At 60.8% G+C, this 23280-nt stretch carries 24 protein-coding genes; 8 read left to right on the top strand and 16 right to left on the bottom strand.

Annotated features, from left to right (window positions below; all coding sequences use genetic code 11):
* Positions 1-23 precede the first annotated feature (23 nt).
* Positions 24-563 carry a protein-export chaperone SecB gene (gene secB / locus FIU90_RS15415; RefSeq protein WP_152435580.1) on the bottom strand — a complete coding sequence of 180 codons (540 nt, stop codon included), beginning with the start codon at positions 561-563 and terminating at the stop codon, positions 24-26.
* Positions 564-879: 316 nt separating this feature from the next.
* Between secB and FIU90_RS15410 the strand changes: the two genes are divergently transcribed.
* From FIU90_RS15410 to FIU90_RS15400, 3 genes are read left to right on the top strand one after another with little or no spacing between them, the layout of a single operon-like run.
* Positions 880-1539 carry a Tim44/TimA family putative adaptor protein gene (locus FIU90_RS15410; RefSeq protein WP_172970299.1) on the top strand — a complete coding sequence of 220 codons (660 nt, stop codon included), beginning with the start codon at positions 880-882 and terminating at the stop codon, positions 1537-1539.
* Between the two features lie 42 nt (positions 1540-1581).
* Positions 1582-2787 carry a murein transglycosylase A gene (locus FIU90_RS15405; RefSeq protein ID WP_152435578.1) on the top strand — a complete coding sequence of 402 codons (1206 nt, stop codon included), beginning with the start codon at positions 1582-1584 and terminating at the stop codon, positions 2785-2787.
* Positions 2784-3353, top strand: a complete 570-nt coding sequence (locus FIU90_RS15400; RefSeq protein ID WP_152435577.1) for a Smr/MutS family protein — start codon at positions 2784-2786, stop codon at positions 3351-3353. The genes FIU90_RS15405 and FIU90_RS15400 overlap by 4 nt, the downstream gene beginning before the upstream one ends.
* 3 nt (positions 3354-3356) lie before the next feature.
* Here the strand turns inward: FIU90_RS15400 and FIU90_RS15395 are convergent, their stop codons facing one another.
* The gene (locus tag FIU90_RS15395; protein ID WP_152435575.1) at positions 3357-3908 is read right to left on the bottom strand and encodes a DUF2306 domain-containing protein; all 552 of its coding nucleotides are present in this window, start codon (positions 3906-3908) and stop codon (positions 3357-3359) included.
* 156 nt (positions 3909-4064) lie between these two features.
* On the opposite strand from FIU90_RS15395, the gene FIU90_RS15390 reads away from it, so the two are divergent.
* The gene (locus FIU90_RS15390; protein WP_152435574.1) at positions 4065-4886 is read left to right on the top strand and encodes a LytTR family DNA-binding domain-containing protein; all 822 of its coding nucleotides are present in this window, start codon (positions 4065-4067) and stop codon (positions 4884-4886) included.
* Positions 4887-4892: 6 nt separating this feature from the next.
* On the opposite strand, the gene FIU90_RS15385 is transcribed toward FIU90_RS15390, so the two are convergent.
* From FIU90_RS15385 to aroC, 7 genes are all read right to left on the bottom strand, one after another.
* Entirely contained in the window at positions 4893-5498 is a 606-nt protein-coding gene (locus tag FIU90_RS15385; protein WP_152435573.1) for a Pr6Pr family membrane protein, read from the bottom strand.
* A 130-nt stretch (positions 5499-5628) separates the two neighbouring features.
* Positions 5629-7833, bottom strand: a complete 2205-nt coding sequence (gene katG, locus FIU90_RS15380) for a catalase/peroxidase HPI (protein WP_152435572.1) — start codon at positions 7831-7833, stop codon at positions 5629-5631.
* Between the two features lie 120 nt (positions 7834-7953).
* Positions 7954-9543: an alkyl hydroperoxide reductase subunit F gene (ahpF, locus tag FIU90_RS15375; RefSeq protein ID WP_152435900.1), complete on the bottom strand. Its 1590-nt coding sequence runs from the start codon at positions 9541-9543 to the stop codon at positions 7954-7956.
* Between the two features lie 162 nt (positions 9544-9705).
* Positions 9706-10272: an alkyl hydroperoxide reductase subunit C gene (gene ahpC / locus FIU90_RS15370; RefSeq protein ID WP_152435571.1), complete on the bottom strand. Its 567-nt coding sequence runs from the start codon at positions 10270-10272 to the stop codon at positions 9706-9708.
* Positions 10273-10483: 211 nt separating this feature from the next.
* Positions 10484-11377 carry a fatty acid desaturase gene (locus tag FIU90_RS15365; protein WP_234029708.1) on the bottom strand — a complete coding sequence of 298 codons (894 nt, stop codon included), beginning with the start codon at positions 11375-11377 and terminating at the stop codon, positions 10484-10486.
* A 303-nt stretch (positions 11378-11680) separates the two neighbouring features.
* The gene (locus FIU90_RS15360) at positions 11681-12571 is read right to left on the bottom strand and encodes an NAD(P)-dependent oxidoreductase (protein WP_152435569.1); all 891 of its coding nucleotides are present in this window, start codon (positions 12569-12571) and stop codon (positions 11681-11683) included.
* Positions 12572-12576: 5 nt separating this feature from the next.
* The gene (gene aroC, locus FIU90_RS15355) at positions 12577-13662 is read right to left on the bottom strand and encodes a chorismate synthase (RefSeq protein WP_152435568.1); all 1086 of its coding nucleotides are present in this window, start codon (positions 13660-13662) and stop codon (positions 12577-12579) included.
* A 127-nt stretch (positions 13663-13789) separates the two neighbouring features.
* Between aroC and ruvA the strand changes: the two genes are divergently transcribed.
* The 4 genes from ruvA to ruvB all read left to right on the top strand — a co-directional run bounded on the left by ruvA (position 13790) and on the right by ruvB (position 16771).
* Complete coding sequence (gene ruvA / locus FIU90_RS15350) at positions 13790-14392, top strand: Holliday junction branch migration protein RuvA (RefSeq protein WP_152435567.1); 603 nt, start codon at positions 13790-13792, stop codon at positions 14390-14392.
* Entirely contained in the window at positions 14392-14949 is a 558-nt protein-coding gene (locus tag FIU90_RS15345; protein ID WP_152435566.1) for a DsrE family protein, read from the top strand. The genes ruvA and FIU90_RS15345 overlap by 1 nt, the downstream gene beginning before the upstream one ends.
* Positions 14949-15620: an energy transducer TonB gene (locus tag FIU90_RS15340; protein ID WP_152435565.1), complete on the top strand. Its 672-nt coding sequence runs from the start codon at positions 14949-14951 to the stop codon at positions 15618-15620. The genes FIU90_RS15345 and FIU90_RS15340 overlap by 1 nt, the downstream gene beginning before the upstream one ends.
* A 110-nt stretch (positions 15621-15730) precedes the next feature.
* Complete coding sequence (gene ruvB / locus FIU90_RS15335) at positions 15731-16771, top strand: Holliday junction branch migration DNA helicase RuvB (protein ID WP_152435564.1); 1041 nt, start codon at positions 15731-15733, stop codon at positions 16769-16771.
* 606 nt (positions 16772-17377) lie between these two features.
* Here ruvB and FIU90_RS15330 read toward each other — a convergent pair.
* The 7 genes from FIU90_RS15330 to acnA form a co-directional block, all read right to left on the bottom strand.
* Positions 17378-17596 (bottom strand): hypothetical protein, encoded by a 219-nt coding sequence (locus tag FIU90_RS15330; protein WP_152435563.1) that lies wholly within the window; start codon positions 17594-17596, stop codon positions 17378-17380.
* A gap of 108 nt (positions 17597-17704) precedes the next feature.
* Positions 17705-18709 carry a hypothetical protein gene (locus FIU90_RS15665; RefSeq protein ID WP_199799340.1) on the bottom strand — a complete coding sequence of 335 codons (1005 nt, stop codon included), beginning with the start codon at positions 18707-18709 and terminating at the stop codon, positions 17705-17707.
* Between the two features lie 92 nt (positions 18710-18801).
* Positions 18802-19323 carry a rhodanese-like domain-containing protein gene (locus tag FIU90_RS15320; RefSeq protein WP_152435562.1) on the bottom strand — a complete coding sequence of 174 codons (522 nt, stop codon included), beginning with the start codon at positions 19321-19323 and terminating at the stop codon, positions 18802-18804.
* Between the two features lie 66 nt (positions 19324-19389).
* Positions 19390-19680, bottom strand: coding sequence for a hypothetical protein (locus FIU90_RS15315; protein ID WP_152435561.1), 291 nt, complete (start codon positions 19678-19680; stop codon positions 19390-19392).
* Positions 19681-19682: 2 nt separating this feature from the next.
* On the bottom strand, positions 19683-19991 hold the full coding sequence (locus FIU90_RS15310; RefSeq protein ID WP_152435560.1) for a hypothetical protein: 309 nt from the start codon (positions 19989-19991) through the stop codon (positions 19683-19685).
* Between the two features lie 100 nt (positions 19992-20091).
* Complete coding sequence (locus FIU90_RS15305; RefSeq protein ID WP_152435559.1) at positions 20092-20553, bottom strand: rhodanese-like domain-containing protein; 462 nt, start codon at positions 20551-20553, stop codon at positions 20092-20094.
* Positions 20554-20557: 4 nt separating this feature from the next.
* The gene (gene acnA / locus FIU90_RS15300; protein WP_152435558.1) at positions 20558-23233 is read right to left on the bottom strand and encodes an aconitate hydratase AcnA; all 2676 of its coding nucleotides are present in this window, start codon (positions 23231-23233) and stop codon (positions 20558-20560) included.
* Positions 23234-23280: the final 47 nt, after the last annotated feature.

Raw genomic sequence — 23280 nt, 5'->3', positions numbered from 1 at the left:
TAAGGGCCCGCAGCGGCGATCGCTTACGCGTCGCTTTCAGCCGGCGGCGTCGCGCCACCTTGGCCTGCGGCTTCCTGCGCGCGGGTCTGCTGCAGCTGCTGAATGTAGAGCCCGTTGAAGTCGATCGGGTCGAGCAGCAAAGGCGGGAAGCCTGCATCGCGAACGGCATCGGACACGACGCGGCGCGCGAACGGGAAGAGAATGCGCGGTGCTTCGGCGAAAAGAAACGCGTGGGCTTGCTCTTCGGGAACGTTTCGGATGCCGACGAGGCCGCAATAGGCCAACTCAACGATGTAGAACGTGCCCTGTTCGCCGGTTGCGGTGATGTTGATCTTGAGCGAGACCTCGTGGACTTCATCGCTCACCGCTTCGGTGCCGATGTTGAACTGCACATCGATCTTTGGCTGTTCCTGCCACTGGAATACCGCCGGCGAATTCGGATTCTCGACCGAGAGATCCTTCACATATTGCGTGATGATAGCAGCCGACGGCTGGTTGTCAGCGCCGTTCGGAACTGCATTCTGATTGTCGAGGTTCTGGAGGATATCGCCTTCGTCGGCCATGGTGATCGATCTTTCGAATTTGGATTGTGAAACTGAATTGCGCGAAGCATCCGGCATCTGTCTGACGCATCGCTTCGTAATGTGGTATATCGAGGCGCGCGCCTAGCAGGCGCGAAGCGTGCTCGCAACCGGATGAAACGCGCCTCCTTATGCGAAACGTGCAACCATAAGGGCGTTGGCGAATTGTAATTGATACCTATTTAAGGCACGTAGGAAATCTTGGCGCCGCGCGAACCCGATGCAATCCTGCATCCACGTGCGTTTCCATAGGCAAGAAGGCCAGCCGTAATGGCCCAGAGGTAGTCGGACCAATATTGTGATCTTTGAAATCATCATTCTCGCTATGATCGCCGCATTCCTGGGGCTGCGCCTGTATTCGGTTCTGGGTCGCCGGGCGGAACACGAAGAGGAATCGATCCCGCAACGATTCGATCCCGGCGAGAATCGCGCTCCCAATCCTGCACAGACCCAGACAGCCGCTCCGATGGCTCCGCCACGCGTGGTCGAGCTCGAAGGGGTGATGCCGGCTGTAGAACGTGGGATTCGCGAAATCGCCGAGGCAGACCGGACATTCGACCTGCCAAGCTTCCTGGAAGGCGCGAAAGCCGCGTACGAGATGGTGCTCGAGGCTTTCTGGAAAGGCGACCGCGAGACACTCCGAGAGCTCTGCGACGATGATGTCTACGAAGGCTTCGTTGCAGCGATCGAAGCGCGCGAGGCGGAAGGTCATGTGCTTGAAAACAAGCTGATCCGGATCGAGGAAACCCGCATCCATTCGGCGTCGCTCGACAATCGCATGGCGCGGATCGCGGTGCTGTTCGTCGCCGATATCGCTGCCGTCACCCGCGACAAGGATGGCAATGTCGTCGCCGGGTCGCTCGACGATGCAATCGAGAGCCGCGATGTGTGGACCTTCTCGCGCAACGTCGCCGCGCGCGATCCCAACTGGCTGCTAGACGAGACCGACGAGGGTTAGGGCCGCGCGGGTCTTCGCCCGCCACCAACACGGGAAACCTGCATGCGCACCGGCACGGCATTGGCAATCGCGCTCTTGCTGACCGGTTGCGGTCGGCTCATCCCCGAGGCAACACCACCGGTCTCGAACATGCCTGCGCCGCCTGCGGCCGCGGTCGCTGCGAGCGCCTTTGCTCTGGGCGCAACCCCGCTCAGCGCGACCTATGGAAGCCGGATTGGTAACGCAGACGCGGCGGCCGATCTGGAGGCCTTCCTGCTCTCGTGCCCTATAGCGACAAGCCGGGATGACCGTTCGGGGCTTACCAGGCCTTCCGACTGGAATGAACCTTGTGAGGCCGCAGCCCGCTGGCCACGCAGCCGTGCTGCCGAATTCTTCTCCAGCCAATTCACACCCGTCCGGGTCGGCGACGGCGCCGCGTTTGCGACCGGCTATTTCGAACCGCAGATCCGGGGCAGTCGCACGCGCCTAGCGTCGACAGATGTTCCCGTCTATGGGGTCCCCGCAGACCTGGTACGGTGCTGGCGAGATGGAACGCCGCAAAGCAAGCGCCAGGGGCGCCCGCCTCTTGGCCGCCGCGCGCCTGATGGCTCCTGCGTACCGTACTACACGCGCGCCGAGATCGAACGAGGCGCGCTCGACGGAAAGGCGCCGGTTATCGGATACGCCAGCGATCCCATCGAATTCTTCTTCCTCCAGATTCAGGGTTCTGGACGGCTCGTGACCGAAACCGGCGAAGTGATCCGCATCGGCTATGCCGGGCAGAACGGACACAGCTACACAGGGATTGGCGGGGTCATGCGCGAGCGCGGCCTCTTCGGCGACGGACCGGGACAGTATCCCGGATCGATGCAGGGGATCATGCAATACCTTCGCGAGAACCCGCGCGAAGGTGCTGACCTCATGCGCATGAACGAAAGCTGGGTCTTCTTCAGAGAACTCAATGGCGAGGGGCCACTGGGCTCTATTGGAGTGCCAGTCCGTGCGCGCAACGCCGTTGCTGTCGATCCGCGCTTCGTTCCCTATGGCGCACCGGTCTATCTTGATCTCGACCGTGATGAGGCGGACGGGATCTGGATCGCACAGGACACCGGTGGCGCGATCAAGGGTGCGAACCGCTTCGACACGTTTTGGGGCGCAGGAGACGATGCTCGCCGGATCGCGGGCGGAATGAGCGGGCGAGGGGAGGCAGTAATCCTGTTGCCGAGAGCAAGCGCAGAACGCCTGCGCACAAATACGTCATCGCGATGAGTGTGCCGCGCGGCTTGAGCGATGAAGAGCAGGCGGCATGGGCGCGGCTCGCCCAGAGCGTGACGCCGCTCGACGGACGTGTTGTGCCGAATGCGCGCAGCGAGAAGGTTGAGCGCGTCGCCCCAGTGAAAACCGCCCCAGAGCCGGTAGTGACCCGACGGCCAAATCCAGCTCCCGGTCTCCCATCTCGCACCCCACCTCCTCCGCGCAAGCATTTCTCATCCGAACTCGACTCGCACTGGAACCGTAGGCTGAAGGCAGGGCGAATCGCGCCCGATTACACACTCGATCTCCACGGACATACGCTGGATGCTGCCTATTCGCGGATCATGAGCGGGATCGACCAGGCGAGGGCGATGGGTGCGCGGGTGGTTCTGGTGATCGCGGGGCGCGAGCGCCCGGTCGACCCCGCCGATCGCGGCACCAGGCGCGGCGCGATCCGCGCCAAGCTGCTCGACTGGCTGGCGGCGAGCCATCATGCGGATAGCATTGCGGCTGTGCGCCGTGCGCATATCCGTCATGGGGGAGAGGGCGCGCTCTACCTCGTGCTCCGCAATGAGCGCTGATCCTCAGCTACCCAGCAGCATAACGTTCATCAGGCGGCCCTTGATAATGAAGGCCCAGATGCCGGGGATCATCAGCGCGCCAAGATACAGGCTGACGATCTCGTTGCGATGACCTTTCATGTCACCCCGGCGTGCTTTGGCAATGATCAGGTATGATGCCCGCAGCGTGATCGGCACGAAAATATGGATCCAGCTTAGTTCCATGCCGGGGCGAATAAAGAGCGTGCTCAGCGAAGTGATCACCATCAGCGCCACCCACAGCTTGCCGAGCTGCTTGTGCAATGCCGTGCCCTTCGGCGCGAGCAAGAGATAGAGGCCGAGCGGTACGCAAGGCAGCACCGTGCTGACATGGAAGACGATGACGAAATGGCGCAGATGCGGCAATTCGCCGGACAATCCGAGCATCGCGCGACCGATCGCGACAAAGCAGATCGCGGTCATCAATGTACCGGAAACGATGACAAGGCCGCGCGTCAATGGACTGAGGTCCAGCGTTCCCGCCGGGCGGTGGAAGGGATTGAAGAATTGCAGGCGGTCGGCTGTTGCAGCGGTCATCGATTGTCTCCGTGTCTGGCGGTGTGTGACCGGTTTGGCCGATGCCCGTTGGCGAGCAATCCGGATTGGGGGATCGGGTAGTATCCTGCGCGAAAAGCGCGGATTTGCGGGGGTTTGCCACTTTACGAAGCGCGAACGGGCGCTAGTCTCGCAATTATGGACGGTGAATTGCAGTCTTCTTCGGCGGCCACGAAGCGACCGCTGGCGCGCAAACTGGTGATCGATCTTTCGGTCATGACGGTGATCGGCGTGATGCTTGCCTTGATCGGGCCCTTCGGCAGTTTTGGCGATCCGCTCGCGATCCGGCTGATGGTCTGGGTCGGGCTCGCTTATGCGGGCTATTTCATCTACTCGCCCGTCGGCTGGGTCGTGGAGCGGATGACAGCCGCGCTCGACCTTCCGAGGGTATTTCTATGGGTTGCAGGCACTCTGATCGCGACGGTTCCGATGGCAATCGTCGTCTGGTCGCTCAACCAGTTGAACTCTCCAGTCTATCGCGTACCCGGTGCCGAAGAAGCGCTGACACACTATGCCTATGTGCTCATAATCGGAGCGGGGATCACGCTGCTTTTCAACGTGATCGAGTTATCCGGAAATGCGAAGGTCGAATCCGCATCGGTGCCGACACCGGCCCCACCCGCGTCGATTTCCGAACCGAGAACTGCGATTTCGCCCCTTCTTGCATCGCTCCCGGACCATCTGGGCAGCGACATCATCGCGCTCGAGATGGAGGACCATTATTGCCGCGTCCACACCGCGCTTGGCTCTGAACTGGTGCTGACGCGGCTGCGTGACGCCATGACCCAGATTGACGGTATCGAAGGCATGCAAGTCCACCGCAGCTGGTGGGTCGCGCGCGGCGCGGTTGAAGACATAGTGCGCGATGGACGAAATATGAGGCTCAAGCTCGCTCGCGATGTCGAGGCTCCGGTGAGCCGTGCAAAGGTCAGCCAACTGAAGGCGGCTGGCTGGATCTGAACTCGGCTAAAGGGCCCGGTTAATGAGGCGCTTGAGCCCGAGCAGGCCCGCCCCAAGGGACGCGAAAAGCACCGCCAGTCCGGCATTGTTCACAAGAAACTGCGCCCAGCCAAGCTGCGGTAGGTCGAGGAAGAAGTAGGCATAAAATCCGGTCAGCTCGCCGAGCACAAACGCAAACGCCCCATAGGACAGCGGCGGGACCATGATGGCTGGAACAAGTGGCAGGATGCGGTGAGCACGCGGGGTAAAGGCCAGCCACCAACCGATGAATGCGATAGGTGTCACGGTGTGAAACACCTGGTTGGTGATCCGACCAATGCCTTCGGGCTGGTGGTCGCCGGCCAGCAATCCCCAATAGACAAGGCCGATAACAGTCAGTGCAGTCGCGATAGCCGCCATAACGCCGCGTGGGACCGTGCGTCCCAAGGCAATCGCTCCCATTGCGAAAGCCGCAGCGACGTTGCCCCAGATCGTGAAGAAACGCAGCAGACCGGCTGCATTTTCCAGCACTGTCCCTTCCCCCAGCGTCGTCTCAATCGTGTAGGATGCGAACACGAGCAGTGCGATTGTCGCCGCAATCCAGCGACCTGTCCTGGGTGCTTTATCCGTCATGGTTCGCCCTTGCCTCAATCGCTGAAGGAATTGCAACAGAAAGACCCCCGGCAAGCCGGGGTCAGGCTGCCGGGGGTCTCTTGCGACCCTGATCGGATGGGGGGAGATCAGGGTTTTTCATTAGCGCCGATCAGTGATACTTGGCGTAGCTGAGGTCGAAACGGTCGGCGTCCATCACCTTGGTCCATGCAGAAACGAAGTCGTGGACGAACTTCTCTTCTGCGCCATTTTCAGCGTAGACCTCGGCCTGCGCGCGGAGTTGCGAATTGGAGCCGAAGACGAGGTCGGTGCGGGTCGCGCGGTAGCGTTCCTCCCCCGATTTGCGGTCGAAACCGACATATTCCTCGTCACCCGACCCGTCGACCGCTTTCCATTTGGTACTCATGTCGAGCAGGTTCGAGAAGAAATCCGGCGTGAGTTGGCCCACACGGTCGGTGAAGACACCGTGCTTCGTGTTACCGGTGTTCGCACCCAGGGCCCGCATTCCGCCTACCAGGACGGTCATTTCGGGGATCGACAGACCCAGTAGGTGCGACTTGTCGATCAGCATGTCTTCGGTGCGGACATTCGCCTTCGTCTTGAGGTAATTGCGGAACCCGTCGGCGAACGGCTCGAGCGGCTGGAAGCTTTCCGCATCGAACTGCTCTTCCCTGGCGTCGCCGCGACCGGTGGTGACATTGACGTTGATGTCAAAGCCCGCATCCTTTGCCGCTTTCTCAACCGCAGCCGCGCCGCCGAGCACGATGGCGTCTGCCATCGAGATCGAGCCGCGCAGTTCATCGAGCTTGGCAAGCACCTTGCCTAGTTCTTCAGGATCGTTGACCGGCCAGTTCTTTATTGCATCGAAACGGATGTGCGCACCGTTCGCGCCGCCGCGATGGTCCGAATTGCGGTAGGTGGATGCGGAGGCCCACGCCGCCTTGACCAGCTCGCTGACTGACAGGCCGCTGTCCAGCACCTTCGACTTGAAGACCGACACGTCGCTCTCGGAAACCGGCGTTCCTGCCGGGATCGGGTCCTGCCAGATCAGGTCTTCTTCCGGCACTTCTGGACCAAGGTAGCGGACCTTCGGACCCATATCGCGGTGGCACAGCTTGAACCATGCGCGCGCGAAGGCATCGTCGAGCGCCGCCTGGTCGTTGAGAAAGCGTTCGGAAATCTTGCGGTATTCCGGATCGCGCTTCAGCGCCATGTCGGCTGTGGTCATCATGGTCGGTACCTTCTTCGAAGGGTCGCGCGCATCGGGCGCCATGTCTTCGGGGTCGGGGTTGACCGGTTGCCACTGGTTTGCACCTGCAGGGCTCTGAACGAGTTCATAATCGTACTTGAACAGCAGGCGGAAGTAGTCGTTGCCCCATTCGGTGGGGTTCGGGGTCCACGGGCCTTCGATCCCCGAAGTTGTAATGTGGCCCTTTGCGATTTCTTCTTCATCATGGAGCCAGCCGAAACCTTGCAGCTCCAGCGCTTCGCTTTCGGGAGCGCCGCCAAAGGTGTCTGCTGGCTTCGCGCCGTGCGCCTTGCCGAATGCGTGGCCGCCAGCGGTCAACGCGACGGTTTCCTCGTCGTTCATTGCCATCCGGGCGAATGTTTCGCGCATGTCGCGCGCCATGCCTTCGGAGTCATGCGGATTGCCCTGCGGCCCTTCGGGATTGACATAGATGAGACCCATCTGGATCGCCGCGAGCGGATTTTCGAGCGCCCTCCCTTCCTTGGGCTCTATGCGCGTTGCAACGCCTTCATTCACCCATTGTTCTTCGGTGCCCCAATACACGCTTTCGGGCTCAAAGACGTCTGCTCGGCCCCCACCGAAACCGAATACCGGACCGCCCATGCTTTCGATCGCGACATTTCCGGTGAGAATGAACAAGTCGGCCCAGCTGATGTTCTTTCCGTACTTCTGCTTGATCGGCCAGAGCAGGCGGCGCGCCTTGTCCAGGTTGCCGTTGTCGGGCCAGCTGTTGAGCGGCGCAAAGCGCTGCTGTCCGCTGCCCGCACCGCCGCGTCCATCACCGGTGCGATAGGTGCCTGCTGCATGCCAGGCCATGCGGATGAAGAACGGACCGTAGTGGCCATAATCGGCCGGCCACCAGTCCTGACTGTCGGTCATCAGCGCCGTGAGGTCTTCCTTTAGCGCGTTGTAATCGAGTGCATTGAACGCCTCGGCATAGTCGAAGTCTTCGCCATAGGGATTGGCGCTCTTGCCTTGCTCGGTGAGAATATCGAGCTGGGTCGCCTCTGGCCACCAATCCTTATTTGTCCGGCCCAACAGCGTGCGCAATTCCGCGTTGCCGTGAAACGGACATCCACCACTCATATCACCTGTCTTCGCGTCCATGGGGGTATCTCCTCTCTCTCCAAGAGACTCGGGAATATCCGAGCGTCATGACACGAGGATGATACGTTCCGCTTTATCAGTCCAATCGATTAAAACGCGAAGATTGATTGGATTAAGCGATCAGGCGGCTGCTGCGATCTCGTCCACCGGCTCGTTACGGATCAGGTAATCGAATGCGCCGAGTGCGGCTTTCGAACCTTCGCCCATCGCGACCACGATCTGCTTGTGCGGAACGGTTGTGGCATCGCCAGCGGCGTAGATACCGGGAAGGTTGGTTGCCCCTTCCTCGTCGATCACGATCTCGCCGTATTGCGACAGTTCGAGTCCGCTGCCTTCGAGCCATTCGGTGTTGGGCACGAGTCCGATCTGGACAAAAACTCCTTCAAGCTCGATGCGGTGTTCGTCTCCGCTGGTCCGATCCTTGAAAACGAGCCCGTTGACACGCGAGCCATCACCAGTGATCTCGGTCGTCTGACCGTTCGTGATAATCTCGACATTGGGGAGCGAACGCAATTTGCGTTGCAGAACTTCGTCAGCGCGCAGCTTGGCGTCAAACTCTATCAGCGTCACGTGGCCGACGATCTTTGCAAGGTCGATCGCGGCTTCGACGCCCGAGTTGCCGCCGCCGACAACCGCGATCCGCTTGCCCTTGAACAGCGGTCCGTCGCAATGCGGACAATAGGCTACGCCTTTGTTCCGATATTCGGCTTCACCCGGGACGCCAAGGTTCTTCCAGCGCGCGCCGGTCGCGAGAATGAGAGCGCGCGCTTTGATCGTCGCACCGTTCGCCATCACGATCTCATGCATGCCGCCCGCTTCGCTCGCAGGCTTGAGCTGGGTTGCGCGGGCGAGGTCCATGAGGTCGATCTCGTTGTCGCGAACCTGTTTCTTGAGGTCTTCCGAGAGTTTCGGGCCTTCGGTGTAGCTCGTGCCGGGAAGGTTCTCGATGCCGAGCGTGTCCTGAAGCTGCCCGCCGAAACGATCGGCTGCGATGCCGGTCCTGAAGCCCTTGCGCGCAGTATAGACCGCGGCTGCTGCGCCCGCGGGGCCGCCGCCGATGACGAGCACTTCGAAAGGTTCTTTGGCCGACATCTTCTCTGCCGCCTTGGCATCGGCGCCGCTGTCGAGCTTCGACAAGATCTCGGCCAATTCCATCTTACCGTTGTAGAAGCTTTCGCCGTTGAGGAAGGTTGCAGGGACCGCGAGCACGCCGCGTGCCTCGACTTCGTCCTGGAACGTGCCGCCTTCGATCAGCGTCGCGGTGATGCGCGGGTTTTCGAGCGCCATCAGCGTCAGAGCCTGCACCACGTCGGGGCAATTGTGGCACGAGAGCGAGAAGAACATCTCGAAATCGTAATCGCCTTCCAATGCGCGGACTTGTTCGATGAGGTCGGCGTCGATCTTGGGGGGATGCCCGCCTGCCCAGAGAAGCGCAAGCACCAGGCTCGTAAACTCATGGCCCATCGGCAAACCTGCGAAACGCACCCATTTGTCTGCATCCGAAGCGCGCCGGATGATGAAGCTGGGCCTGCGCTCGTGCGTGCCGTCGAACTGCGCGCTCACCATATCGTGAAGCGCGGCGATCTCCGTCAGCAGCTCACGCGTCTGCGCGCTCTTCTCGCTGTCATCGAGCGACGCAACGAGTTCGATCGGCTCGCGCAGGTTGGCGAGATATTGCTTAAGCTGGGTCTGCATGTTCGCATCGAGCATAACGAATACCTTTCGAGAACGCGGCGTGTCGGAGCGGTCCCGCGCAATCATGCCCGCACGGGTGGGCTTGTTGGCCCGGACACCTTGGATGGGTGCCCGGGCCATGCAGTCTGCGCGGCTAGGGGGAGGGGGAGAGGGCCGCGCAGGCTTTGAAGCTACGGCCTAGATTTTCCCGACGAGATCGAGCGAGGGAGCAAGCGTCTCGCCGCCTTCTTCCCACGCAGCCGGGCAGACCTGGCCAGGGTTTTCCCGGACATACTGCGCCGCCTTGATCTTGCGGGTCAGTTCGTTCGCGTTGCGGCCGACACCTTCGCATGTGATTTCCATGATCTGGATCACACCATCGGGGTCGACCACGAAGGTCGCGCGATCGGCAAGGCCGCTGTCTTCCCGCAGCACGCCAAAGTTGTTGGCGAGCGTATGCTTCTGGTCGCCGAGGAACGGGAACTTCAGCTTTCCGATCTTTTCGGATGTGTCGTGCCATGCCTTGTGGCTGAAATGCGTGTCGGTCGACACGGCGTAGACTTCGACGCCCATCGACTGGAGCATGTCGTACTTTTCGCCGAGATCTTCGAGCTCGGTTGGGCAGACGAAAGTGAAGTCTGCGGGATAGAAAAAGAACACCGACCACTTGCCGGCCAAGTCATCCTGCGTGACGTCGAAGAAATCTTTGCCGGCCTGGAAAGCGGTTGCTTTGAACGGTTTGATGGTGGAGCCGATAATGCCCATGAGAGAGGTTCCCTTTTTTAGTCTTGGTCTGGTGGTTTGAAACTGTCGGACCGATCCGGTCGCACACCCCAAATAAGGGGCACTGCGCTGCACAAAAGTGAAATTGTGCGATTGCGAAGATCGAAAATTTCAATCGACAAAACGGGAGCGAATTGAAAAGGTTCCGCAAGTCCGGCGTAGCGGTTTCCCACGCTAGCGCGCGGACATCAGGTCAGGATGCGAGCCGCTTCGCCTCGCGGAAGCTTACCAGCCTGCGCTGTTCCTCGTCATAAAGAGCGAGCACGAACAGGCGCGGCGTTTGGCGCAACGATATCCGGTTGAAATCGCGCAATTCGGGATGCGCCTCGAGCACGTCGGGCAAGCGATAGAACGGTATCCGGCTCATCAGGTGATGAACATGATGGATGCCGATATTGCCCGTAAACCATCTGAGTACCGCAGGCATCTCGAGATAGGAGCTGCCTGTCAGTGCGTAGTCGTGAAAAGACCACGCGGATTTGTAGTCCCATTGCGCATCGTCGAATTGGTGCTGAACATAAAACAGCCAAACTCCCATCGAGGCGGCGATCAGCAGGACCGGAAGGAAGACGATGGCGGTTGTGGCGGGCCCGAATGCAAATCCGATCCCGACGAGGATCGTGGCCGTCACGGCATTGGTTGCGAGTGCACTGATCCAGTAGATCACGCCCGCCTTCATAAGCCCGATCGGCAGCCTGTGACGGAGCAGAAAGAGATAGGCAGGTCCGAAACCTAGCAGGAAGACAGGGTGCCGGTAGAGCCGGTAAAACAGTCGCTTGATCCGCCCACGCTCCATGTATTCCCGCACGGTAAGTGTATCGACATCGCCAAACCCGCGCGCATCGAGATTGCCTGTATTCGCATGGTGGAGCGCGTGCGAGCGTTGCCAGCAATCGTAAGGCGTCAAGGTAAGAACCCCGATGGCCCGGCCAATCCATGCGTTGCCATGACGGCCCTTGAGGAACGCTCCGTGTCCGCAATCGTGCTGGATGATGAAAAGGCGCAGGAGAAACAATCCGGCAATCGGCGCGAGTGCCAGGGCAATAAAGTAACCTGCGTCGACCGCGAACAACATCGCGGCGAACATCGCCACAAACGGGACAAGTGTCGAAGCCAGTTCCCAGCCGCTCCTGCTAACGCGGGGCGTGCGAAACGCAGCGAGCTTGCGTGCAAGATCACGCGTATCGAGCGAGTGGGCGGGGTCCGAGACTTCGGAATGGACAACCGGATTCTTACTATCTTGTAAGATGAGATCACCTGAGAGGTTGAGCGGGAAGGAGGCGCTTCTTCGCCTTGGCTAAAGACCTCCGACTGTCTTGGCTAGCCCCGTCGGAAGAGCGCGCTTACCCGTTCGTCGATCTTTGGCCGTTCGATATTGATATGTTGTCGCTTACTCCGCCCTGGTATCGATCCCGGCACCCGGTGGCAGCACCTCGATGCTGCTCCGGTCCAATTGCGCGAGCACTTCGCCCCAATGCCAACGCGGTTGCCAAGAAAGCGCTGAGTGGGCGCGCGACGACGAGTAAATTCGGTCGATGTAATGCGGTAATTGCCAGCGTCGTGCATCGAATTCGGCTGCAAGGCCCGGCACACGTTCGCGGATGACCGCGTCGGCATTTTTTGCCAGCGCATCGCAGTCGCTGCGCAAGAATGGCGTCGCGCCCGACAGGATGAAGCGACCGAATGGCTCCCCCTCATCGATGAGCGCGCGCGCATGCCCACTCGCAACATCGCGCGCATCGATCCCGCGATGCAGGCGATATGCTGTCATAATCGGGGCTGGCTCGGGAAAGCAGCGGGACATGCGCAGAACGCGGACGGGCAGCGCTGTCGAGGCCTTATCTTCCAGCAGCCTTTCCGCGGCTAGGTTCGTGCGGTGATAGATCGTCCGCGGCTGCGGCTCGGTGTCTTCGTCGATCCAGGTGCATGTGCCGGGTTCGACCGCGAGACCGTAAAGCGCCGTCGTGCTGGTGTAAACGAACCGTTCGACGCCCGCTTCGCGCGCGAGTTCGAAAAGCGTGGCAGTGCCCTCGACATTGACCCGCTCGAATTCGGCGTCAGGCAAGACACCGACATGAGGTGCATGCGGACCGGCTGTGTGAATCACTGCATTTGCGCCCTCGAGCGCGGGCTTGAGCACCTCTGGGTCGGTGAAGTCGCCGACGATCCGCGTGGTCGCAAAGACATTGCGGTCGATCCCGATGACTTCGTGATCCGGCGCAAGCGCGCCGAAGATCGCACGTCCTATTCGACCGGTCGATCCGGTTAGGACGACGCGCATTTATCTCAGCCCATCTGCGCGCGGTGCAGCATCTTGTGGTCGGCCAGCACCAGCGCCATCATCGCCTCAACAACCGGAGTACCGCGTATGCCGACGCATGGATCGTGTCTCCCCTTGGTCCGAACCTTGGTCGCTTCGCCGTCAGAGGTGATCGAGTCCACTTCCTTGAGGATCGAGCTCGTCGGCTTGAACGCCACCCGGCAAACAACCGGCTGGCCGGTCGAAATGCCGCCTGCCGTGCCGCCTGCGTTGTTGCTTGCGAAAACGGGTTTGCCGTCCTCGCCCGGGCTCATCGCGTCGGCGTTCTGCTCGCCGGTCAGCCGCGCCGCCCCGAACCCTGCGCCGATCTCGACACCCTTGGTCGCGTTAATGCTCATCATTGCGCTCGCAATATCGGCATCGAGCTTGCCATAGACCGGCGCGCCCCATCCAGCGGGCACTCCCTCGGCCACGCATTCGACCACTGCGCCGAGCGAAGAGCCGTCCTTGCGCGCCTTGTCGACCAGCTTCTCCCAACGCTTCGCCGCCCAACTGTCGGGACAGAAAAAGGGATTGTTTCCGATCTCCTCGAGATTGATCGCATCGTGATCGATCCGGTCGCCGCCCAGTTCGCAGACATAAGCGGTGATCTTCACCTTGGGGATTATGAGCCGTGCAACCGCTCCTGCCGCCACCCGGGCAGCGGTTTCTCGCGCGCTCGACCGGCCGCCTCCGCGATAGTCGCGAATGCCGTATTTGGCATCATAGGCGTAATCGGCATGGCCCGGACGATAGCTCTGCGCGATTTGCGTGTAATCCTTCGAGCGCTGATCCGTATTCTCGATCATCAGGTGGATCGGCGTGCCGGTCGTGACCTGTTCGCCTTGCGCATTGTCGAACACACCCGAGAGGATCTTCACCGCATCGGCTTCCTTGCGCTGGGTGGTGAAGCGGCTTTGTCCCGGCTTGCGCGCATCCATGTAGGGCTGGATGTCGGCTTCGCGCAGCTTCAGTCCCGGCGGGCAGCCATCGACAATCGCGCCGAGGCCGGGGCCGTGGCTCTCGCCCCAGGTTGTAAAGCGCAGGACGCGCCCGAAGGTGTTTACACTCATGAATGCTGCAATAGCGAAATCGCAGGGGGTGTCGAGATTGAGCGGTTAATGGGAGCGAATCCCCTAGGTGCGGACAAACCAGCGTCGCATCTGGAAACCCGGGCGGTGCTGGGGCAAGGTTTGCCGCATGATTGCAAAACTATCGGGGCGATTGGACGAGACCGGCGAGGACTGGGCGATCGTCGACGTGCAGGGCGTGGGCTATCTCGTGCATTGCTCGACAAAGACCCTCGCGGCGCTCGGCGAGGTCGGCGAGGCTTGCACCATCCATACCGACCTGCAGGTGAGCGAGAACGACATGCGCCTTCTTGGCTTCGCCACGAGCGACGAGCGCGACTGGTTCCGGATGTTGACCCAGGTGCAGGGTGTAGGAAGCAAGGTGGGCCTCGCTATCCTATCCGCGCTTTCGACCGGCGAATTGCGCGATGCCTGTGCAGCGGGTGATGCGGCAAGCGTAGCGCGCGCGAACGGCGTCGGGCCAAAGCTCGCCGGGCGCATCGTCAACGAGTTGAAGGACAAGGCGGGCGCATTACCGGGCGGTGGCTCGCCCGGTGGAACGATGACCGCGCCCAGCGGCGGGGCGAGCGCCGATGCGGTGAGCGCGCTCGAAAATCTCGGCTTCAAGCCGGCAGTGGCTGCGCAAGCGGTTGCTCGTGCCCAAGCGGAACTCGGCGACAACGCGGGCGAAGGCGACCTGATCCGTGTCGCGTTAAAGAGGGCGGCTGGGTGATGAGGCATATTGCGCGAAAATTGATTGCCCTCGGTTGCGCGATGGCTCTGGCCGCGCCTGCCGCTGCGCAGGAACCGGATTTCTCCGCATTCAAGACAGGGCCGGTCTTCACCGAATTCGGTCCACATGCGCCGGTCGAGGGGCTCGAGCCATTTCCCGAAAACACCTTTTTCGACATCGCCTTCGATGTCGCCGACAAAGCCGATGAAGGCGCGCGAAACCGCGGCTTCGAAAGCGCGGCGCGCTTCATCAACATGCACGTCGCCGCCGGTGTGCCCGAGGAGAACATCAGCATCGTGGTCGTCGTCCACGGCAAGGCGGTGCTTGACCTCGCCAAGGACGACGCGCTCACTGCTCGCGGGTTGCCTGCCAATGGGTCGGGAGCGATGGTGAAGACGATGCTTGAGAAAGGCGTTGTCTTTGTCGTCTGCGGTCAGAGTGCGGCGGTCTATGGCGTTACAAAGGAAAACCTCATCGATGGCGTCGAGATCGATTTATCCGCGATGACGGCCCATGCCGAATTGCAGCAGCGGGGATATACCGTTAATCCATTCTGATGTTTAAGAAAATCATAGCTCTCGCTGTTCTCGGTTCACCGAGTATTGCCTTCGCCCAGCAATTCGATCTCGAGTGCATAGCCACGCAGAATAGCACCCATCCATTCGGCCCGAGGCTGCACCTGCAGATCGACTTTGACGAGCGCAAATGGTGCCGCGACCGCTGCGAAGAAGTGGAAGGATTTGCCGGGATCGAAGGGGGTGAGATTGTCCTGAAAGACGGCGTCGACAATCTCGGTTACACCGAGAAACTGATTTACGACGTTCCCCGGCAAGCTGTTGTCGCCCGGTGGGCGAGCGGCGAGGCGTTCGGTCGCGAAGTGAAATATCGTTGCAAGAACGAAGAGTTCGGCGAGTTCAGGCCCTATCTCGGCGAGGTTGTGAGGCCCCGCAGCAACATCGCGCGAATATTCTACAGCAAGGATAGCCGAAAGCTCTCGAAAATGGTCAAGGAGGGGAAAGTCACTCTCGGTTTCGAACTCGATATCTCGGCCGAGGGTCGCATAACCGATTGCCGGATTATCCAACCCAGCGAGGTAGAAAAACTTAACGAGGGCACGTGCGCCTTGATCCTGCGTGCTGATCCCCCGTTCGAACCTGCCCGGAAGCGGACCGGCGAGCCTTATGCTACGACCTACCGATCGCGGGTTACATATGTCGGTAAACGGTAGGGTGTCTGATCTCGTTTCGCTCGGGAAGCACTTTTCCGGATTATAGGCGGTGATGCTACGGATCTTGCCCTTGCTGGCACAAAGATCAAACGCCTAAGCTGAAAGAGACGATGACCGATCCCGTCCCCCTCCACGCGCCCGATCGCCAGCCTGGCGATCCCGATCAAGCGCTTCGGCCCAAGAGCCTTGCCGAGTTCATCGGACAGGAAAGCGCACGCGACAATCTGCGGGTATTCATCGACAGCGCGAAGTCGCGCGGCGAGGCGATGGACCACACGTTGTTTTTCGGTCCGCCGGGCCTCGGCAAGACGACGCTTGCTCAAATCGTTGCGGCCGAACTCGGCGTCGGATTCCGCGCGACAAGTGGTCCTGTCATCGCCAAGGCTGGCGATCTTGCCGCACTGCTCACCAATCTCGAGCCGCACGATGTGCTTTTCATCGACGAGATCCACCGCCTCAATCCCGTCGTCGAGGAGGTGCTCTATCCTGCGATGGAGGACCGGGCGCTGGATATCATCATCGGCGAGGGGCCATCGGCGCGAAGCGTGCGGATCGACCTGCCGCCGTTCACGCTCATCGGGGCGACCACCCGGCAGGGTCTGCTGACGACACCGCTGCGCGATCGCTTCGGCATCCCGGTGAGACTGCAATTTTACACCCATGACGAGCTGGATCTGGTCGTGACACGCGGGGCGCGATTGCTTGGACTCGATATCGATACGGACGGCGCGCGCGAGATCGCGCGGCGTTCGCGCGGAACGCCGCGCGTAGCGGGGCGCCTGCTGCGCCGCGTGCGCGATTTTGCGCATGTCGCAGGTGAAGGCACGGTCACCCGCGCGATGGCCGACGATGCTCTGACCCGGCTGGAGATAGATAGCCTCGGGCTCGATGCCATGGACCGACGCTATCTCACGATGATCGCGACCATATACAAAGGTGGGCCTGTGGGTGTCGAAACACTCGCAGCCGGGCTCGCAGAGCCGCGCGACACGGTCGAAGAGGTGGTCGAGCCCTACCTGATCCAGTTGGGTCTTCTCGCGCGGACCGCTCGTGGGCGCGTGCTCAACGATGCCGGATGGGAGCATCTCGAATTGCAGCCGCCTCGAAAGAGCGGGCCCCAACAGGATGGGCTTTTCGGCGAATCCGAATGATTGCTGCATTGCGCTTGCCGACTAACTGAATCGCTAACAGCGGCTCGCCGAATGGTTCCAAAACGGGACAGCGACGCGGAAATCAAAGCGATTCTCCCGCTTTAAGGCGGTGTCCGCGCCTATTTCATGGTTAACCGAGTTGCGACAACTCGTCCCCTATCTGCATGACAAGTTTTGGAATTGGTGAAGGTGCGGGTGGGCCGCATCGAGCCACTGACAAGAAACAAGGTGCGGACTTATGTCGCTCAAACTGGCTGCTGCCAAGCTTTCTGCCGCTGTCGCGGGCGTAGCCCTGATCCAGGGGGGCGCGGTGCGCGTGGCCGAGCCACTCAACACCGATGACCCGCAATACACCACCAATGCCGATGGCAAGCTCGTCAAAGGTGAGCCGCGCATGGTGAAGGGCGAACCAGAGTACATCAAGACCCGGACCCGCATCATTCCCGAACCGGAAGAGCGTCGACGCCGGATCGTCGAGCGCACGATCGAGTGTCAACCGCTCGGATACGGTCCTGCGGGCGCGGTCGCCCAGACCGCTCCCCTGCCGGAAGGTGCGGTTAGCGCCTATATCGACCCGAACGAGTGCCCACCGCTTCAGCAGGTCGCCTATGCGCCTGCCCCGCTTCCCCCGCTCCCGCCGATCACCGGCGGCGGTGGCGGCGGCCCGATCGTGATCGGCGGCAGCAGCGGCTTCGGTGGCTTTGGCGGAGGGTTCTTCGGCGGATTTTTCGGCGGCGGCGGATCGTCTTCAGGCGACGTTTCGGTGGTGAGCACCACGACGACCGGCGGCGAAGGTGGATCGTCGGGTGAGATAATCATCGACATCGATAACTCGACCTCGACCACCTCTTCATCGGGCGAAATCAGCTCATCAACGACGACCGGCGCGGTTTCGACCTCGACCGGCGAAGTCTCCTCGTCCTCTTCGACCGGTCAGGTTTCGACCAGCACCGGTGGCATTTCGAGCACGACCTCTACAACTTCGGGCAATGTATCGAGCTCAACCGGCGCGGTCTCCTCAAGCACGGGTGCGGTTTCCAGCTCGACCGGGGCAGTTTCGTCCAGCACCGGATCCGTTTCGACCAGCTCGGGCAACGTTTCGAGCTCGACCGGCGCGGTCAGCACGTCGACCGGTGGCAGCTCGACTTCATCGTCATCTTCCAGCTCGTCGTCGAGCAGTTCCTCGTCCTCCTCGAGCAGCAGCTCGTCCGGTGGCGGTACCACGAGCGGAATGACCTCGACCGGCAGCACCAGCGGCCATCCCGGCACCACCACCACCTCGAGCGGAGGCTCCGGCGGTTCGAGCGGCTCGTCTTCCAGCTCCGGCTCCAGTTCATCCTCGAGCAGCTCTTCGTCATCAGGCGGCAGCAGCAGCTCGGGCGGCATGACCTCGACAGGTGGCAGCGGCAGCTCATCGTCCTCGGGATCGTCGTCTTCTACCTCGTCTTCAAGCGGCGGCAGCTCGGGTGGCACTTCTACCGGAGGCATGACCTCGACCGGAGGCAGCAGCGGTTCGTCGTCCAGCTCGTCCTCATCTTCCAGTTCGTCATCGTCGAGCAGCAGTTCGTCTTCAGGCGGGTCGACTTCGGGCGGCGCGACCTCGACTGGCGGTTCTTCGTCGAGCAGTGGTTCTTCTTCCTCCTCTTCGAGCAGCTCGTCCTCAGGCGGCAGCAGCAGCTCGGGTGACATGACAAGCAGCACCAGCTCCTCGAGCAGCAGCTCGTCTTCCTCATCCTCGTCGTCGAGCAGCTCGTCGGGTTCGTCGGGCAGCAGCTCTTCGTCCTCGAGTTCGAGCAGTTCCTCGTCGAGTAGTTCTTCGAGCAGTTCGTCTTCAGGCGGTACGTCGAGCGGAACCGAAGTGCCTGCTCCGCCCATGATGGCGTTGTTCGGCCTGGCCGCCGCAGCGATCCTGCGCCGGAAGAAGGCAAGACCGACCAAGATGGTGTGAGTTCGAAATCAATGTACCCAAAGCAAGGGGCGGCCTCGCATTTGCGGAGCCGCCCCTTCCTGTGTTTCGGTGTTATTGTAGCCTACTCAGGTAAGCTGCTCTCAGCTTGGACGATCCATGGCACATCGGCCCGCCTCATCGTGCCATCAAGTTCCCAGATATTGGTGTAGCCGTAGCCATATAGATTTATGAAGGTCGGAATGTTGAGTGCGAGCGGTGCGCGTTTCAGTTGCACGGGGAATGCATCATCGCTGAAATTGTTGTTGCAATAGATGAAGATCGGTCGCGAGCGATCCTTGCCTATGACTATCTTCAGCTTTTCATCGGTGAAATCGGAAAAAGGCAGGTTTACCGCACCTTTGATGTGTCCGGCAGCGAACGCTTCTGCCGAGCGTGTATCGAGGATCAGCGCGCCTTCCACGGCGGCACGGCGAAGGAACTCCTCCTTGGGAAGGAGCCGTGCTTCGCGAAACGAGGCGACCTCCGCCGTCAGCTCGACGAAGCCTGAATAGTCGATCGCGCTGTCAGTGTCTGGTGGTTGTGCCGACACGGGCGGTGCCGCCAATGCCGCCGCCAGCACAAGGATAGGAATGATCAACCGCATCGGGCGGCCCTCCACAATGGGGGCGATTATCCGATCCCGGCCTGTCCCCGGGCTGAACGCGCTTGGTTAGTTTACGGGTTCGAGCCCCTTGCCCCGGCGCTGGAATTCGCGGGTCGTATCCGTGCTGCGGTTCTCCAGCGTTTCCCACTGCTTTTTCGTGCCACAGATTCTCTTCTTGAATTTCGAACCGATGACTGCGGTGCGCCTGCAGATGATTTTGTCTTCGTCATCTGCTTTCTCTTCGGAACGCGCCGCAACCTGTTCGGTCTCGGAATCAGAAGGTGTTTCAGCGGTTTCCGCCGGTTGGGCTTGTGTCGCGAGCAGGGCTGAGAGGAGAAGGGAGAGGGGGTCAATCATGTTCAGGTTCCTGGAGAGTTGGTGTCATTCGGTTCGAGACCTTTGCCGCGCCGTTGCCATTCGCGCGTGGTAGCAGCACTTCGATTTTCGAGAGTTTGCCACTGCTTCTTGGTGCCGCAGATCCTCTTTTTGAATTTCGATCCGATTACCGCAGTGCGTCTGCAGATAATCTTGTCCTCATCGTCGACTGCTGTGTCTTCGAGAGCCGCAACCTGTTCGGTCTTGGTATCCGAAGACGTGTCGGCAGACTGAGCCGGCTGCGCCTGAGCGGCCAGCAAGGCGGAAAGTAGGAGGATTGCGGTTTCGGTCATATCTGGCTGGCTTTTTGCAGTTTCGCTTCAGGCCCACCAGTACAGTTTGGCATCGCCACACTACGAGAATATCTCACAAGCTTGTAAAATATTCAATTAATTAGTCGATTGAGCCTCCGGCTTCACGCCATGCCTTTATCCCCCCGGCGAGATGTTTGGCAGGTTTGCCAGTGTGTTGCGCAAGTCGCTTTCCGGCAATCCCTGAGCGCCTTCCGGACCGGCAATAGACAATCACCTCGCGCCCATCGGAAAGATCCAGCTTGGCAGGATCGAAATCAGCGAGAGCGATGTGCTCTGCACCCGGGATTCTCCCTTCAGCCACTTCCTCGGCAGTTCGCACGTCGATCAGTCGGACATTGCCTTGCGCAAGGTGATCCATCAATTCGTCAACCGTGAGATCGATGACGAGCGCTTGATCGCCCTCGATCGACACGGCCGTCTTAGCCGACGCGAGCTCGTATCCCAAAGGCAGGGGCGACGAATTCCGCTCCCCCTCGTCAGTTGGCGCACACGCACTGAGCGCGAGAGCAGGAACGACGAGGAGGATAGCGGTGATTCTCATTCGATCAGGCGGCCGCCAGCTTGCGCAGCACGTAGTGGAGGATGCCGCCGTTGCGGTAATACTCCATCTCGTTCGCAGTATCGATCCGACAAAGCGCGGTGAAGGTGGCTTTCGACCCGTCCTCATGCGTTACCTCGATCTCGACATCCTGACCGGGCGTGAGATCGGCGAGCCCTTTGATGCTGAACGTGTCGTTCGAGCCAAGACCCAGAGTCTTGCGGGTATCGCCGTCTTTGAATTGCAGCGGAAGCACGCCCATGCCGACAAGGTTCGATCGGTGTATACGCTCGAAGCTTTCGACGATGACCGCGCGAACGCCCAACAGGATGGTGCCCTTCGCCGCCCAGTCACGCGAAGAACCGGTGCCGTATTCCTTGCCGCCGACGACGATTAGCGGCGTGCCGTCAGCCTTGTGCTTCATGGCAGCGTCGTAAATCGGCATCTGCTCGCCGTTATAGGTGGTGTAACCGCCCTCGACGCCGGGGACCATTTCGTTGCGGATGCGGATATTGGCGAAAGTGCCGCGCATCATGACTTCGTGGTTGCCTCGGCGCGAACCATAGGAGTTGAAGTCCTTCTTCTGGACCTGGTTCGATATCAGGTATTGGCCTGCAGGGCTGTCTTCCTTGATCGCACCGGCGGGCGAGATGTGGTCCGTAGTCACGCTGTCACCAAGGATCGCGAGCGGTTTAGCGTCGACGATATCGGTGATCGGCGCCGGTTGCATCTCCATCCCTTCGAAATAGGGCGGGTTGGCGACATAGGTCGAGCCTGCACGCCACTGATAGGTGTCGGACGGCTCGACCGTGATTGCCTGCCAGTGCTCGTCGCCGTCATAGACGTTGGCATAGCGTGCTTCGAACATCGAACGGTCGATATTGGCCGCGCGGTGCTCGGCTATTTCGGCATTGGTAGGCCAAAGGTCGGCGAGCATGACGTCATTACCGTCCTGGTCCTTGCCGAGTGGGGTTTCGGTGATGTCTTCGGTCACGGTGCCCTTGAGCGCATAGGCGACCACGAGGGGGGGCGAGGCAAGGAAGTTCGCGCGCACATCCGGCGACACACGGCCTTCGAAATTGCGGTTGCCCGACAGGACCGAGGCGGCGACGATATCGTTCTCGTTGATCGCGCCCGAGATCGGCGGGGCGAGCGGGCCGCTGTTACCGATGCAGGTCGTGCAGCCATAACCGACGAGGTCGAAACCGATCGCATCGAGATGATCTTGCAGACCCGATTTTTCGAGATAGTCCGTCACCACCTGCGAGCCGGGCGCCAGGCTGGTCTTGACCCAAGGCTTGGGCTTCAGGCCGCGCTCATTCGCTTTTTGCGCGACCAGACCGGCAGCGATCAGCACATCGGGGTTGGAGGTGTTGGTGCAGCTCGTGATCGCCGCGATCACGACATCGCCATCACCGATGTCGTGGTTCCGCCCCTCGACCGGCACCCGTACTGGCGCGTCCTTCGAATAAACGGTCTTGAGATCGTTGTTGAACAGTTCGTCGACTTCGGGAAGCACCACGCGGTCCTGCGGGCGTTTGGGCCCTGCAAGGCTCGGGACGACGCTGGAGACATCGAGTTCGAGCGTGTTCGAAAAGATCGGCTCGTGCGACGGATCGAACCACATGCCCTGCTCTTTCGAATAGGCCTCCACAAGTGCGATCTCGTCTTCGCTGCGGCCAGTGAGGCGCAGGTAGTCGATGGTTTTGTCGTCGATGCCGAAGAAGCCGCAGGTCGCGCCGTATTCGGGGGCCATGTTGGCGATGGTCGCACGGTCGGCGAGGGTGAGATTGGCAACGCCTTCGCCGTAGAATTCGACGAAGCGGCCGACCACACCAACCTCGCGCAGCATCTGTACGCAGGTCAGCACGAGATCGGTTGCGGTCACGCCTTCGGCCATTTTGCCGGTCAGCTTGAAACCGACCACTTCGGGGATCAGCATCGAGATCGGCTGGCCGAGCATCGCGGCCTCGGCTTCGATCCCGCCGACGCCCCAGCCAAGCACTCCGAGGCCGTTGATCATCGTGGTGTGGCTGTCAGTGCCAACGCAGGTGTCGGGATAGGCGACCGTTGCGCCCGTATCGTCCTCGCTTGCCCACACGCCCTTGGCGATGTGTTCAAGGTTCACCTGGTGGCAGATGCCGGTGCCCGGAGGCACTGCGGAGAAGTTTTCGAAGCTCTTCGAACCCCATTTGAGGAAATCGTAGCGCTCGGCATTGCGCTCGTATTCGAGCGCCATATTGGCTTCCATCGCCTTCGGGTGGCCGAATTCATCGACCATCACCGAGTGGTCGATCACCAGGTTCACGGGAACCTGAGGATTGATCTTGGCAGTGTCACCGCCCAGTTCCTTGATCGCATCGCGCATCGCAGCAAGATCGACGACGCACGGGACACCGGTGAAGTCCTGCAACAGGACGCGCGCCGGGCGGTATTGGATTTCGCTGCCGGTGACGGGGTTCTTCTGCCAGTCGACGATCGCCTGTGCGTGTTCCTGCCCGACGGTAAAGCCCTCATCTTCGAAACGAAGCATGTTTTCGAGGAGGACTTTCAACGAGGTCGGCAGCTTCGAGATATCGCCAAGCTTTTCGGCCGCCTTGGAAAGCGAATAATAGGCGTAATCTTTGCCGTTCACCGAGAGGGTTGAGCGGGTTGCGAGCGTGTCCTTGCCGATAGCTGTCATCGGGGCGTTCATCCTTATTGGCTGTCCCGTTCCAGTGGAGGCTGGTC

Origin of the sequence: Erythrobacter sp. THAF29 (assembly GCF_009363635.1) — a bacterium.
Classification (GTDB): Bacteria; Pseudomonadota; Alphaproteobacteria; order Sphingomonadales; family Sphingomonadaceae; genus Erythrobacter.
This window is presented reverse-complemented; position numbering and strand designations above follow the sequence as displayed.